General features: G+C 65.5%; 13 protein-coding genes. 10 read left to right on the forward strand and 3 right to left on the reverse strand.

The window, feature by feature from the left end:
- The first annotated feature begins 144 nt into the window (after window positions 1-144).
- On the forward strand, window positions 145-414 hold the full coding sequence (locus ASH04_RS07780; protein ID WP_167325510.1) for an acyl-CoA carboxylase epsilon subunit: 270 nt from the start codon (window positions 145-147) through the stop codon (window positions 412-414).
- Window positions 415-425: 11 nt separating this feature from the next.
- Window positions 426-1094: a Maf family protein gene (locus tag ASH04_RS07785; RefSeq protein WP_057473226.1), complete on the forward strand. Its 669-nt coding sequence runs from the start codon at window positions 426-428 to the stop codon at window positions 1092-1094.
- Between the two features lie 15 nt (window positions 1095-1109).
- Here ASH04_RS07785 and ASH04_RS07790 read toward each other — a convergent pair whose 3' ends face one another.
- Together ASH04_RS07790 and ASH04_RS07795 are read right to left on the reverse strand one after the other, a co-directional pair.
- Entirely contained in the window at window positions 1110-1553 is a 444-nt protein-coding gene (locus ASH04_RS07790) for a flavodoxin domain-containing protein (protein ID WP_027496480.1), read from the reverse strand.
- A gap of 115 nt (window positions 1554-1668) precedes the next feature.
- A complete protein-coding gene (locus tag ASH04_RS07795; protein WP_057473227.1) occupies window positions 1669-3042 on the reverse strand; it encodes a hypothetical protein in 1374 nt (457 codons plus the stop codon).
- A gap of 142 nt (window positions 3043-3184) precedes the next feature.
- Between ASH04_RS07795 and ASH04_RS07800 the strand changes: the two genes are divergently transcribed.
- On the forward strand, window positions 3185-4462 hold the full coding sequence (locus tag ASH04_RS07800) for a glycosyltransferase (RefSeq protein WP_057473220.1): 1278 nt from the start codon (window positions 3185-3187) through the stop codon (window positions 4460-4462).
- Window positions 4463-4467: 5 nt separating this feature from the next.
- Here ASH04_RS07800 and ASH04_RS07805 read toward each other — a convergent pair whose 3' ends face one another.
- Window positions 4468-5814, reverse strand: coding sequence for a hypothetical protein (locus tag ASH04_RS07805; RefSeq protein ID WP_057473221.1), 1347 nt, complete (start codon window positions 5812-5814; stop codon window positions 4468-4470).
- Between the two features lie 549 nt (window positions 5815-6363).
- Here ASH04_RS07805 and ASH04_RS07810 point away from each other — a divergent pair.
- The 7 genes from ASH04_RS07810 to ASH04_RS26095 all read left to right on the forward strand — a co-directional run.
- The gene (locus ASH04_RS07810; protein ID WP_057473222.1) at window positions 6364-7812 is read left to right on the forward strand and encodes a condensation domain-containing protein; all 1449 of its coding nucleotides are present in this window, start codon (window positions 6364-6366) and stop codon (window positions 7810-7812) included.
- A 118-nt stretch (window positions 7813-7930) separates the two neighbouring features.
- On the forward strand, window positions 7931-9385 hold the full coding sequence (locus tag ASH04_RS07815) for a condensation domain-containing protein (protein ID WP_057473223.1): 1455 nt from the start codon (window positions 7931-7933) through the stop codon (window positions 9383-9385).
- On the forward strand, window positions 9363-10736 hold the full coding sequence (locus ASH04_RS07820) for a condensation domain-containing protein (protein ID WP_057473224.1): 1374 nt from the start codon (window positions 9363-9365) through the stop codon (window positions 10734-10736). The genes ASH04_RS07815 and ASH04_RS07820 overlap by 23 nt, the downstream gene beginning before the upstream one ends.
- Before the next feature lie 157 nt (window positions 10737-10893).
- Window positions 10894-11763, forward strand: a complete 870-nt coding sequence (locus ASH04_RS07825; RefSeq protein WP_205913258.1) for a sulfurtransferase — start codon at window positions 10894-10896, stop codon at window positions 11761-11763.
- Entirely contained in the window at window positions 11760-12173 is a 414-nt protein-coding gene (locus ASH04_RS07830; protein ID WP_027496472.1) for a SufE family protein, read from the forward strand. Before ASH04_RS07825 ends, ASH04_RS07830 begins: the two co-directional genes overlap by 4 nt.
- Before the next feature lie 134 nt (window positions 12174-12307).
- Window positions 12308-13777, forward strand: coding sequence for a condensation domain-containing protein (locus tag ASH04_RS07835; RefSeq protein WP_057473225.1), 1470 nt, complete (start codon window positions 12308-12310; stop codon window positions 13775-13777).
- Between the two features lie 127 nt (window positions 13778-13904).
- The coding region (locus ASH04_RS26095; RefSeq protein ID WP_141214847.1) for a biotin carboxylase N-terminal domain-containing protein at window positions 13905-14030 on the forward strand (126 nt) is incomplete at its 3' end.

The raw sequence follows: 14030 nt of genomic DNA on the forward strand, positions 1-14030 counted from the left end.
CAGTCACACCCGCGGTCAGATCGTGACCGCGTTGCGGCTGCTCGAACGCAAACAAGTGACCCTGCCCCCGAAGAAACACGGAAACATCCCACTATGAGCGGCGAAGCGAATCATGACGCAGTGAGCGACACGAATCATGACTCAGTGAGCGATGAAGCGAAGCATGACGACGTGAACGACGGTCAGGCCGTTGCCGATTCAGGCATGTCCGCGGCAATTCGGGTCGTCAAGGGCAATCCGGACGACGAGGACGTGGCGGCTCTGGTGGCGGTGTTGACTGCGGCGCAGAACGATTCGGCATCGAGCGCGGATTCTCGGCCTCGGGAATTGTGGGGTGCACCGTCGTCGATGCATCGCGGCTTCGCGGCGCAGTCGGCGTATTCGTACGCCGCGTCGGGCCGATACTCGCGGTGACGGTGCCGCCCGTGACGACCCGGGCCGATTCTGTACGACTCGTTCTGGCGTCGGCGTCACCTGCTCGCCTCGGGGTTCTTCGTAGTGCCGGCGTGGAGCCGATCGTCCGGGTGTCGGGAGTCGACGAGGACGCGGTGACGGCCGAATTGGGGCCGTCCGCGTCCGCCGCCACCGTGGTCACCGAACTTGCGCGGGCCAAGGCCGCCGCAGTCGCCGAGACGTTCTCGGATTCTTCGGCGGATCTGGTGATCGTCGGGTGTGATTCGATGCTGTCGATTGCCGGTGAGCTGCACGGTAAACCGCACACCGTCGAGGTGGCCCGTGAGCGTTGGCGGACCATGGCCGGGTCGACCGGGGCGCTGTTGACCGGTCATGCCGTTCTGCGAGTGACCGCCGGAGTCGTGGTGGCGCAGGCTGCAGCGCACAGCTCGACGACGATTCGTTTCGCAACCCCGTCTGCAGTCGATCTCGACGCGTATCTGGCGTCCGGCGAACCGCTGCGGGTCGCGGGAGCATTCACGCTCGACGGTCTCGGCGGCTGGTTCGTCGACAGCATCGAGGGTGATCCCTCGTCGGTGATCGGCATCGGCCTGCCGCTGGTTCGTACTCTTCTCGAGCGGGTGGGTACGTCGCTTGCCGCCCTCTGGGACGGCTCGCCGGACGACCCGATCGGGATCTGACCGGCGAGACCTACCTCAGGGCAACAGATCGATCAGCTCGCGAGCCCAGTCCTCGGCCATTGCCTTGGGCTTGATGTTCGACGAGCTGTCGTGCCGAGCGTGGGTGCCGACCTGCTTCGCACCGAGCTCGGTGAGCTTTTCGGCGATGATCTCGCCGCCGCGGTTGAAGGTGTCCTCGTATACCTTGTCTCCCAGACCGAAGACTGCGAACTGCAGTCCTGCGAGGTCGGGGGCATCCTCGACGAGTGCCTCGTAGAACGGCTCCGCGCCGGTGGGGAGCTCTCCGTCGCCGTAGGTGGAGCAGATGACGACGTGGAAGTCGTCCGTGTCGATGTCGGAGACCTCGTACTCGAGCATGTCTCGCACCTCGGCATCGTGATCACCGAGCACGTCCGCGATCTTGTCGGCGACCTCCTCGGCCGTACCGGTCTCGGACCCGAACAACACGACCACTGCCATGGATCGCTCCCCTTTCTCACATGCGCTCGAACACTCGAACAGTCGCAAAAGCATAGCCGTACCGGGGATCCCGCCGAAAATCCGCGTACGCCCGACGTTGTGATTTGTCTCGAGGTCACCAGAATTCGGGAGTCAGGCCCCAGTTCGTGTACTCGGCCTCGACCAGCCCACGCAGGTGCTCCTTGCTGGGGAACGCGTCCGGGTCGAGACCGGTGACGCACAGCGTCGCGCGGTCACCCGAGTCGTTCCACCAGGCACTGACCCCGCCGGCGGTGCGACGGAGCAACGCGACATCGGTGTTCTGAGTGATCGACCGCATCGCCACTGCCGCGGCGTCGACGCCTCCGATGGTGCGCAGTCGCGCGCCGCGATCGCCTAGGTTCGAGCACAGACACAGAGGTGCCGAGCCCGATGCCGCCAGCTTGGCGACGACGACGTCGGGCAACACCTGCATCAGTGGTTTGAGCAGCTCGAACACCGATGTCACCGTACTGTCGGCCTGGTCGGTGAACGCCTGCTTGCTCGATGCGCGGATGGCCGTCAGATCGTCGCGGTAGCCCTGTCCCCCGTCGACGTGAATGGACACCCCGGACGTCGCGTTGGCGCGACTGTCTCCGGGTGTTCGGGTGCTGACAGGAAGGGCCACCCGTACCCGGTCCTGCGGACCGACGCGTCCACTCGCGGTGAGAATGCCGAGCACCACCGCGACCAGCAGACTGTTCGAGCTCCCGCCCCTGCTCGCTGCGGCCGCGGCCCAGTCCCCCGATGCGCAGTCGACGACCACCGTGCTCGGTACCCACTTGCCTTCTCGCGCCGCGGTGACGGCCCGAGCACGGCTCGGCGTCGGGCCGGGTGCCGTGGAGCCCGCGGCTACCTCGTCGGACGAGGTTCGCGAACGTACCGCGTCCACTGCCGTACGTCCGAGCGCTCGCGCCACCCCGGACAATGCCGCACCGATCTGTCCGACGCCGTCCGCGATGTCGGCACGTACCGACGACCGCGGGGGAACGTGGTCGAGCCCGCCGCGAACGAAGTCGTCCGGGGTCGCCCGACCGGCGAGAGCTGCTGCCGCCGCAGAGGTCAGGGCACCGCCGTCACCGACCACGTGCGATCCGACGAGAGAGACCACTGTGCCGCCGCCGTCGACCGAGGTCGCCGACAAACGCCACGCAGGTCCGTCGATGGGGTCCAGCGTCACCGCTGCCTCGTTCTCGATCCACAGATCGATGCCGTCCCGGGCGATCGCGTGTCCGATGACGACCGGGGCGGCGGGCGTGCGGGCCGTGATCCAGCCATCGCGGGCACCGGGCACCGCCGAGCGTCGTACGGAGCGATCCAACGGGCCGGTAGCAAGCAACTGCCACATGGATTCGAGTGCGTCGAGCGGGACGGCCGAGTCGAACCGCCACACGATCTGATTGACCACGGGCACTCCGAGTACGCACTCCATGCGCAGGAACAGGTCGTCGTCGTACGTCAATCTCTCCACCACGAGAGACTATCCCTGCCCGCCCACGTAGGTGGAACGGCCGCAAATGTGTTTCCCGCCATATGTTTTCGTATCGGCTCGGTTCGGACGGTGCTGATAGGTTGGGGCTCTTCCCCACGCCGACACGTCTGCGAGTGCGCCTGTGAAGTTCGTGATGCCGTTCAACGGAAGCCGAGGCGACGTGACCCCCGGTATCGCTCTCGGGCTCGAACTCGCAGATCGCGGGCACGACGTGCTGTTCGGTGCCCCACCCAATCTCACCGATGTCGTGTCGGCTGCCACGGCATCCTCCGAACGTATCGAGGTTCAACCGTTCGGGCCCGACACGCAGCAGCTGTTGGAGTCCGATCTGGTCAGAGTGCGTATCAAGTCTCGAAACCCGCGGACCCGCTTTGCTGCGCTGTCCGAGCTGGCTCATCACGGCTGGGACGACATGACGTCCGAGCTGAACCGAATGGCGGCAGGGTGCGACGGAATCGTCACCGGCTCGCTCGGTCAGGAGATGGCTCTGAACGTGGCCGAAGCGCACGGCACAGCGTTCGTGTCCCTGCACTACTGCCCCCTCAGGCGCAACGATGCAGTGTCGATCACACCGGGCGTGAACCTACCTGCCGTCGTCAATCGGTCGATGTGGGCGGCCCTCGAGGCACTGCGCTGGAAGTCGATGAAGAAGCGCGACAACGCGCAGAGGGCATCACTGGGTTTGCCTCCCACCACGGAGTCGACGCCCGTGAGGTCGGCGCGCTACGGCGGTATCGAGATTCAGGCCTACGAATCGGCGCTGTTCCCCGGGCTTGCCCGACAGTGGGGCCCGCTACGCCCGTTCGTCGGCTTCATCGGCCTGGTCGACGGAGTCACCGAGACGGATCCCGCGTTGCGCCGATGGCTCGACGCAGGGACTGCGCCAGTGTATTTCGGCTTCGGCAGCATGCCGGTGCCCGAACCGGCTGCACTGATGCGCATGATCGACAACGTCACCGATCGATTGGGCGTGCGCGCCCTGGTCTGCGCGGGCTGGAGCGATCTGCTGGAGTCCGATTCAGCCGTCCATCGATCGAACCCGAACGTCTTCGTCGTGAAATCGGTCGATCACGCCACGGTCTTTCCGCGCTGCCTGGCCGCGGTTCATCACGGCGGCGCAGGGACGACTGCAGCCTCGGCACGAGCCGGGCTGCCGACCCTGGTGTGCTGGTTCAGCGCCGACCAACCGTTCTGGGGATCCGCGCTGCGGCGCGTAGGAGCCGGGTCGAGCACGAAGTTCTCGACCTTGACCGAATCCGTTCTACAGCAGGGCATTTCCAACCTCATGACCGAAGACGCCCGGCTGGCCGCGCGAGCGCTTGCCGATACGATGACGCCTGCTCGAACGGCGACGGCCGCTGCCGCCGACATCACCGAAGCAGCAGCGCGCGACCGCTGACCCGCTCACCAGAAGCGTGCCGAGAGTCCCCATCTCCGAAGCGCCTCGGTCAGGTGTTCACGCAGTATGTGCTCGTCCGGGCATCGGTCGGGGTCCATGGCGTGGACGGTCACGGTCACACTGGTGCCGGTCTCGCTCGACCATGCGGTCAGACCGCCGTCGAGCGAACGAGCGAAGTCGGCGTCGGCTCCGGCGAACGTCGCTCGACCGGACACCGCCCGGGCAGCGATCCCCGCCACCGTCGTGAAGTCGTCGGGAAGAGAACCGAGGTTCGACGCCAGCCCTTCGGCACCGTCGCGGGGCTGCGGCACTCGTGCGACCACCGCGTCGGGCAGCATTTGAACCAGTGCCTGGGACAGGCCGCCCGGAGCGGCACCGGCGGCCTGAGCAGCGGCGAAAGCCGTGAACGCCGATTTACTGGCGGCGCGGATCGGGCGGAGGTCCAGATCGGTCGGGTCGGCGATCGGCACGTCGATCTTGACGATCTTGGTGGCGTTGGACCGTGTGTCGGATGCGTCGCCGCGATCACTGACGGGCAAGGACCACTGCACCGTGTCTCCCACCGAAGCACGGCCGGCGAGTCCGGACGCAGCAGTCAGGACCGCCACGAACAGCGAATTGGATGTTCCTCCCCAGCGTTCCGCAGTCGATCGCCATGCATCGGCGTCCACCTCGGCAACCACGTGCGGGGATGTCCAGTCCGCCGCAGCCGCTCGCTCGGGAGCTGCCCGGTGTGGTTTCGGCCTCGACTGGGTGGCACCGGCAGGCTCGGAGCGTCCGGACAGAGGCAGAGCCTGCACCGCCGCGTTCACCAGCCATCCACCCGCAGACCGAATTTGCTCGACGGCGTCACCGAAGTCGGAAGCGAGGGCCTCGAGGCCGCCCGGGGCGGAGGAGACACGGGACGCGACGGAGTCGGAGTTCGCCTCACGGAATGCAGCGATCAAGGCGCCACCGTCGGCGACCATGTGCGAGGCGACCAACGACAGCACCATGCCGCCGTCGCTCAGTCTCGTCGCCGCGAGTTGCCAACCCAATCCGGTCTCGGGATTGATATCGGGATCGATCCGGCCGTCCGCCCATTGCCGCACCATCGACGGGTCTGTGAATTCTGGATGAAAATCCAGTGAATGAGAGGCGGCCGACGGCACCCACCGATCTCGGGCCGTCGGAATTGCCGATGCCACCACCCTGCGCGCAAGCAGACCGTCGGACAGGTTGTCACGCAGTCTTTCCAGGTCTTCTCGCTGCACGACGTCGTCGAACCACCACAGGAACTGGTTGTAGACGGGAAATCCGATGCCATGGTGCATTCGCAAGAAAAGGTGATCGGCAAATCCAATTCGAGTCACGCGCCGAACCTACTACATCGAAAGAAACGGGAGGTGGTGCTGTTTCTCGTCGGGCGATTCATTCAATGTTTGCAATAGGTGCCATTCCACCGAGCGGACGCGCGAATGTGACTCCGGTCTCGGGGTGCCGGTCCGGCCCGAGGTCTGGGTTCCGAGCCCGTCACCCGGATCGGCTCTCTCGAATCATCGGGCCCTGACGTGCGGTTACGCTGGAATCGCAATGCAGATGTGTGCGAGAATCAGTTTTCCGACCGATGTTCCACCCGTCGGTCAACCCCCTCGACAGTGACAAGAATTACTTTTACGCGTCGCGAAATAGTTTCGCTTTCGCCCTATTGTGAGTGCCGTACTCACGTCGACCGGACGGCGACTCCACGGTCCGTCGAATAGTTGTTCTTTCAATGTCGAAAGCATTGCGAGTGCACCCGATAAAAGCGAGCCGGACCGACGACTTCCGCCGTTACATCCACCACTCGACCGTAATCGAATGCCGATAGACACCACTACTGCCGAATACCGCTGGCCGAGCCCGGAACGGAAGAGGACACCATGGAATACACCGAACTCGCCGACTATCCACTTCCCGCCGGACGCTTGACCGAGTGGGTTCCCCGCGTCGACGACGATCAGTGGGCTCTCGATTCCCGCGGGCTGTCGTTCACGCACGAGGACCATTGCGAGCGCAGCGCGCCGGGCTCCTGGATCGGCACGGTATTCGAGATCCATCGTCGCTACGACGTCGAGGCCGTACGCCGCACCATCGCCGCGTACATGGGTCGGCACGAGGCGTTCCGAACCAAGGTTCGTCGTGACGACCAGTCCGGTTCGTGGCAGCGCTTCACCGCACCGGTCGACGCCGTGCAGGTGACAGATCGCCCACACGCGGAGTCGCGATCGGAAACTCAGGTGTTCGGCCATCTGCAGTCGTGGTTCGGCGACACCGTGTCTCCGACGGCATGGCCGCATTTCGTTCTCGCCACCATCGAACCCGACGACGCGTCCCGCACTCTCGCCGGTGGGCCCGAGGAATCGTTCCTGCTCGCCTTCGCGGCCGATCATTCGGTCATGGACGCATACAGCCAGATCTATGCGATCAACGAGATCGACCGGCTGTACGCGCAGGCCCTCGACGGCATCGACCCGGAATTGCCCGAGGTGGGTAGTTACGTCGACTTCAGTCAGTCCGAACGGGCACTCGGCGACACCCTGACGGCGGATCACGGTGCCGTGCGAACGTGGCAGGACTTCCTCGCTGTCGAGGACGGCCGCTTCCCGGCTTTCCCGCTTCCGTTGGCGGGCGACCGGCCCCGCGCCGACACCGGCCCTGCGCCCCAGAGCAGCATCTCGTCGTGGCTTCTGACCTCCGAACAGTCGGACGGCTTCAATGCAGCGTGCCGCGCTGCCGGATACAACATGCAGGCCGGAATTCTTGCGGCGCTCGCATTGACGAATGCTCGCCTGTCCGGCAGTCGGTCTCTGCGCACGGTGATGCCGATGCACACCCGCGATGAGCAGAAGTGGGCCGCGTCGGTGGGGTGGTACGTCGGCATTCTTCCGATGGAGATCCAGCTCGACAACGCCTGCACCTTCGTCGAGGCACTCGAGGCCGCGGCTACCGCGGGCGCTGCGAACAAGGGCCTGGCCCGTATGCCGTACTCGAAGATCGCCAAGATCCTCGACTCCACCGAAATTCCCCGGTTCGTGGTCTCGTACATCGACCTGCGGTTCCTGCCCGACGCCGCCCAGTGGCAGGGGCGCAAGGGGCGGGCGCTCAGGAGCAACTGCCACGCCGACGACGAGGTCTACTTCTGGGTCAATCGCACGCTCGAAGGGCTCAACATCTCGGCCCGCTTCCCCAGTTCGGATGTCGCGTCGACCAATGTCCATCGGTTCATCACCGAGTTCGTCGCGGTTCTGACGGCGGTCATCGACTCCGACGGCGGTAGCGATACGGTGCTCGCGGCGGCCCCGCCGTCGGTCGTCGTCGCCGCAGAATGAGCGTGGACGCAGAATAGGCGTGGACGCAGGAGAAGTGGATGCGCAGAGGACGGAGACGGCGGCGTAGGCAGCCGGTACGTTCCGTCCACTGCGCCCCGACCGGAAGAGTGAAGCGAACATGATCATCACCGCAATGGGCCGCTGGAACCCCGCGCCCGGCCGACTGCTCGAGTGGCATCCCACCGCGGCCGCACAGGCGAGCGCCGCTGCGGCACCGATCGATTCGACTCCACCGTCGTTTCTTCAGGAAGACCACCTGAAGGCAGCGTGGGCAGCTCGCGCACGTGGCGACGTGCACACGGCGTACACCGGGGTGGCCACCGAGATCGACGGCGACATCGACACCGAGGCGATGAGCCGTGCGCTGACTGCGTACGTGCTGCGGCACGAGGGTCTGCGGTGCTGGTTCGATGTGGACGGCACCGACGTGGTTCGACACCTCGGCGGCCCGGAAGTTGCTCGTTTCGATACCGTCGACGCAGGTGAGACATCCGACGACGAGCAGTTCCAACACTATGTGCGGCAGCGCTTCTCGACCGAGGCCACCGCCGACATCTGGCCGGGGTTCGTCGTCGGAGTGGTATCGAGGCCGGGCAGCTTCACGTTGTACTACGGTGCCGATCACGCGTTCACCGATGGTGGTTCACAGGCTCTGGTCATCAGCGAACTGGCCGATCTGTACGCGATCGAGATCGGGGCGGATGTTCCGCAACCGGCTTCGGCGGGAAGTCACCTCGAGTACGCCGCCGACGAGCGCGCCCGCGCTGCGACGTTCGGTGCAGACTCCCCCGAGATCGCCGCGTGGCGTGACATCTTCACCAGGCACGAGGGCCGTATGCCTCGGTTCCCCCTCGATCTGGGGCTTGCACCCGGCAAACGCGCCCCGGTCCGAATCGTCGAACGCCACCTGTTGGACCGAGAACTGACGGCAGCGTTCGATGCCGCGTGCAAGGCCGCCGGCGCACGGATGAGCAGTGGAATCTTCGCCGCCGTCGGCATCACCGACTTCGAGCTCGCGGGGAACGCGGAGTACTTCGGAATCACGGTGCTGAGCACTCGCCACCACGGTGACTACGGACAATCCCAGGGTTGGTTCGTCAACTTCGCGCCGGTCGCGTTCGACATCGCCGGTCACGAGCGTTTCTCCGACGTCGCCGGCCCGGCGCACGAGGGTTTCGAGCGGGCCAAGCAGATCGCCGAAGCACCGGTCCATGCGGTACTCGGCGCTCTCGCCGCAGACGGCACGCTCGGAAGCGAACTCGCCGTGAGCCCGAACATGCTCTCGTACATCGACTTTCGCTGGTTCCCCGGTGTCGGGCGAGATGCGGACACTCGTGCCAAGCATTTCACCGGCGAGGGCGCGACCTCCAACGCGTCGATGTGGATCAACCGCGACGGTGAGCATCTGTATCTGGTGGCGCAGACCCCCGACACGGCCGTCGCTGCCGAATCGGTCGAGCGGTACCACGCACACCTGGCATCGGTACTGGAAAAGATCGCGCGCACAGGCGATTACGTACTGACGCCCGGTTCGGTTCAGGAGCGGGTCGGTGCGGGTCACCTCGATCACTGAGTACCATCCCGCGGCCGGTGTCGTCGTCGAATTCACTGCCGACGTCACCGGGGATGCACAACGGTCCCCGATTCCACCGTCGTTCAATCAACGGTTTCATCTGGGCGATCTGGGCGAGGCTCGGCGAGTATGGATCGCGGGCACGTTCGACGTGCCCGGCCGCATCGATGTCGACGCTCTCGCGTGGGCGTTCACTCGACTGATCGACCGACACGACACTCTGCGCAGCTCGTTCGTCCAGGCGACCGACGGCCTGGACAGGATGCTCCATCGCCCCGGTTCGGTCGAGATCGCGGCGTCGAACCGGACCGAATTCGATTGCCCGACCGAGCTACGTGAGCATCTCCGCCGAATACTCGAGTTACGTTGCGACGCACGACGGTTCCCGTCGTACACGTGCGTCGCGATCGACCGGCCGGACGTCTCGACGGTGGTCTGCGCATTCGACCACTCGAACGTCGACGCGCTGTCGATCGCAGTGACCGTGGACGAGGTTCGCGCCTGGTACGACGCGTACCGGCGCTGCCCGTCGAGTCCGAACATCGAGCTGAGTCCGGTGGGAGGATTCGTCGACTACTGCCGAATCGAAGCAACCGAGCCGGCAGTGGATCGCCATGACGAGCGCATGGTGCGGTGGTCGGAATTCCTTGTACGGTGCGGTGGTACGACGCCGAGTTTTCCGTTCGACCTGGGACTTGCGGACGGTGAGACTGCCACGCAGGCAACCCTTGTCGCGCCGATCCTCGATGCCGACCGCACTGCCGAGTTCGAGCGCCTGTGCACTCGGTCGGGCGGCGGGATGTTCGCCGGGGTCGTGGCTGCGATCGGTCAGGCCTGCGCCGCCATCGGCGGACCGCGGCAGATACCGTTCCTGTTCCCATTGCACACCCGTCACGAGGATCGGTTCCGGCGGGCACTGGGCTGGTTCACCACCAACGCCCCGATGACCGTGGACGTCGGCGACGTGCTCGTCGACACGATCGCCGCGGCCCAACGGGAGTTTCGTGCTGCGCTACCGCTGAGCACGGTGCCCATCCCCCAGGTGTTGGCATCCCTCGGAGACACGTTCACCCTCTCGCGAAACGACGTGTTCATGGTGTCGTACATCGACTACACCAGAATCGAGGGCCACCGCCGACTCGAAGAATCCAACGCACACCACGTCAGCAACGCGACGGTGTCCGACGACGCGCAGTTCTGGGTGTCGCGGACAGCCTCGGGTCTGGCTCTGCGGGCACGTTTTCCCGACACCGTCCTCGCGCACTCGGTCATGACTGCGTTCAGCGGCGCGCTGGTCGCGCTGCTGGCCGAGGCGACCGACCAGGCCGCCACAACGGCCCTGACACGCTGAGACAGTACCGACGCAGCGCTCTGTGCCTGCGGCTCCCGCCACTCGGTGGCGGTACGGCATAGGATTGTCGACGGAGACCGTTCACCCCCGAGCGGGCCGCCAGCCGAATATCTTCCGTAGGAGCCGATACGTGCCTGTACCAACCGATTCCAACGCAATGTTCGCCGACTACGCGCATCCGGATCGTCTCGTATCCACCGAATGGCTGTCCGCTCATCTCGGTACGCCCGGGCTCCGCGTCGTCGAATCCGACGAGGACGTGTTGCTCTACGACGTCGGCCACATTCCCGGCGCGGTCAAGATCGACTGGCACCTCGACCTGAACGACCCGGTCACGCGCGACTACATCGACGGCGAACAGTTCTCGAAACTGATGAGCCGCAAGGGTATTTCGCGTGACGACACAATCGTCGTGTACGGCGACAAGAGCAACTGGTGGGCCGCCTACGCACTGTGGGTGTTCACCCTGTTCGGACACCAGGACGTGCGGCTGCTCGACGGCGGACGTGATGCCTGGTTGTCCGAGAACCGCGACACCACTCTCGATGTCCCCGAGTTTCCGGCGACCGACTACCCCGTCGTCGAGCGGAACGATGCACCGATCCGCGCATTCGCCTCGGACGTGCTCGGAGCTCTCGGCTCCGTGCCTCTGATCGACGTACGCTCCCCCGCGGAGTACACCGGCGAACGCACCCACATGCCCGACTACCCGGAGGAAGGTGCGCTGCGCGGCGGCCACATCCCCACTGCCGTCAGCATCCCGTGGGCCAAGGCAGCAGCACCGGACGGGCGATTCCGCTCACGCGCAGAACTGGACGAGATCTACTCCGAGACCTCGGCAACCGACGAGGTCATCGCGTACTGCCGCATCGGCGAGCGGTCGAGCCATACCTGGTTCGTGCTGACGCATCTGCTCGGGTACGAGTCCGTCCGCAACTACGACGGCTCGTGGACCGAGTGGGGCAATGCTGTGCGCGTTCCGATCGCCCGGGGCGAGGAGCCCGGATCGGCACCGGCCGCTCGATGAGTTCCCTTCCAGAATCGTTGGCCGAGATCGTCGAGGATTTCGCCGCAGTCGAGGGCCAGGACAAACTGCAGCTCCTGCTCGAATTCAGCCGGGAACTACCCCCGTTGCCGGATCACCTGGCCCAGGATGCGATGGAGCCGGTCCCCGAATGTCAGTCGCCGTTGTTCCTGTCGGTCGATGCATCCGATCCCGCCCGGATCGAGCTGTACTTCAGCGCGCCGCCGGAGGCTCCGACGACTCGCGGGTTCGCCTCGATCCTGGCGCAGGGGCTCGACGGTCTCAGCGCGCAGGAAATCCTCGACGTTCCGGACGATTTCTACTCGGCTCTCGGATTGAGCGATGCGGTGAGCCCCCTGCGTCTCCGAGGGATGTCGGCGATGCTCGCACGTATCAAGAGGCACCTGCGCTGACCTCGTGGTCGACAGCGCCCGGCCTTCGTCTTGATCGATACACGCCGCCGTCGGTAGACTTCGGTAGTGGGCATCGTCGCCCGCTGTCCGAACAATCCCCCGAATGCGTCTGACGAAGGCTGGTTGCTGCCGATATGGAGTTCACCGAGTTGGCGGACTACGCGGTTCCCGCGGGCACGCTCACCGAATGGATTCCCAGTGTCGGCCCACACGCCCACACTCCCGAAGCCGCCGGGTGGCAGCCCGACCCTCGCCCGACGTCCTACGTCCACGAGGCGCACCTGCGTACCAGCCTGAGCAGCCCTCGCCGCGGACGCGAGTCGTGGCTCGGCGCGGCGTTCGAGATTGCCGGTCCCCTGGACAAGCACGCTTTCCGGCGGGCGGTGCTGAACTGGATCGACAGACACGAAGCCATGCGGTCGAGCGCATCGATCGACGAGGCCACCGGTGAGATGACCCGGGTGACCGCCGCGCAGGGAGCCGTAGACATCTGGCAGGTCGAGCAGGAACGGTGTGCGCAATCGAGTGAAGTCTTCGAGCATCTTCAGTATCTCTTCGACGAGTTCACCTCGCCCCTGATGTGGCCCGCCTACGCGTTCGTCACTCTCGAACCACTGGACGAGACGCGGCCGATCACCGTCTTCTTCGCAGCAGATCACTCGATCATCGACGGCTTGTCCACTGTCCTGGTCGCCCACGAGATCGCGGCCCTATACGGCGAGGAGCTGGGCGGGGCACCGGCCGCCCTGTTCGAGGCCGGCAGCTATCTCGACTTCGGGTCCTCCGAACGCGAGCGAAACGCCGAGTTGGAACATTCGCACGAGGCCGTCGCGATCTGGCGCGATCTGCTGATCGACGGGGAAGGCCAGCTGCCCGACTTCCCGCTCGACATCGGTGATGCCAGCCCGGACGACGTACCTCAGGGTGGGCTCTCTGCTTGGGTGCTCGACCCCGAGCAAGCCGATTCGTTCTCGGTCGCGTGCCGAAAGACCGGGAACAGTCTGTTCGCCGGATTACTGGGGGTCCTGGCCATCACCGGCGCCGAGCTGGGCGGGGGCACCCAATTTCGGACTGTCACCCCGGTACATACCCGGGACGAGCCGCAGTGGGCGTCGGCACTGGGGTGGTTCGTCGGACTGTGTCCCATCTCGTTCGACATCGCCGGCGCGGAGTCGTTCGGCTCGGTCGTGGCCGCAGCATCGGCCGAGGTGAAGAAGACCAAGCCGATTGCGCGGGTTCCGCTCGATCGGGTGTTCACCACCCTCGGCTACTCGGCCAGACCACGTTTCGTCGTCTCGTTCATGGATGTGCGGTTCGCGCCGGCAGCAGAGCACTGGCCCGATTGGAACGCGCGTGCGCTGCGCAGCAAGCAGTACCAACACGACGTGTACATCTGGATCAACCGCACACCTCAGGGAATCAACATCGCGGCTCGCTATCCCAACACCGAGCTCGCAACTGCCCGGGTACACGAATACATAGGCACCTTTCGCGCCCTGCTGACCGAGGTGGCCGACACCGGTACCGCCTCCTTCTCTGCCGCAACGTCCCAGCATCCCGATCCCGGGCACTCCGATACCGGGCGGATCGCTACCAGCCAGTAGTCCCATCCTGTCGCCCTGGACGCGCCGCAGCGGCCTGGACCGATTGCAGCGACGACCGAGTCGGTGCTTAGACTCCGACGTGACGTTCGTGACGATGGATGCGAAAAACACATCTGTAGGAGGCTCAGTGCCCAGCCATGCCAGTGCTCAGATCACCAAGGTTCTTGTTGCCAATCGTGGTGAGATCGCGGTTCGGGTGATCCGGGCGGCCGCTGATGCCGGGCTGGCCAGTGTCGCTGTGTACGCCGAACCC

Source organism: Rhodococcus sp. Leaf233, from assembly GCF_001426165.1.
GTDB lineage: Bacteria > Actinomycetota > Actinomycetes > Mycobacteriales > Mycobacteriaceae > Rhodococcoides > Rhodococcoides fascians.

What these genes read in the sequence shown, in the direction of transcription:
- ASH04_RS07835 (WP_057473225.1), top strand. Translation starts at nt 12,308, where the DNA reads ATGGAGTTCACCGAGTTGGCGGACTACGCGGTTCCCGCGGGCACGCTC.
- ASH04_RS07790 (WP_027496480.1), bottom strand. Translation starts at nt 1,553, where the DNA reads ATGGCAGTGGTCGTGTTGTTCGGGTCCGAGACCGGTACGGCCGAGGAG.
- ASH04_RS07830 (WP_027496472.1), top strand. Translation starts at nt 11,760, where the DNA reads ATGAGTTCCCTTCCAGAATCGTTGGCCGAGATCGTCGAGGATTTCGCC.
- ASH04_RS07825 (WP_205913258.1), top strand. Translation starts at nt 10,894, where the DNA reads ATGTTCGCCGACTACGCGCATCCGGATCGTCTCGTATCCACCGAATGG.
- ASH04_RS07810 (WP_057473222.1), top strand. Translation starts at nt 6,364, where the DNA reads ATGGAATACACCGAACTCGCCGACTATCCACTTCCCGCCGGACGCTTG.
- ASH04_RS07815 (WP_057473223.1), top strand. Translation starts at nt 7,931, where the DNA reads ATGATCATCACCGCAATGGGCCGCTGGAACCCCGCGCCCGGCCGACTG.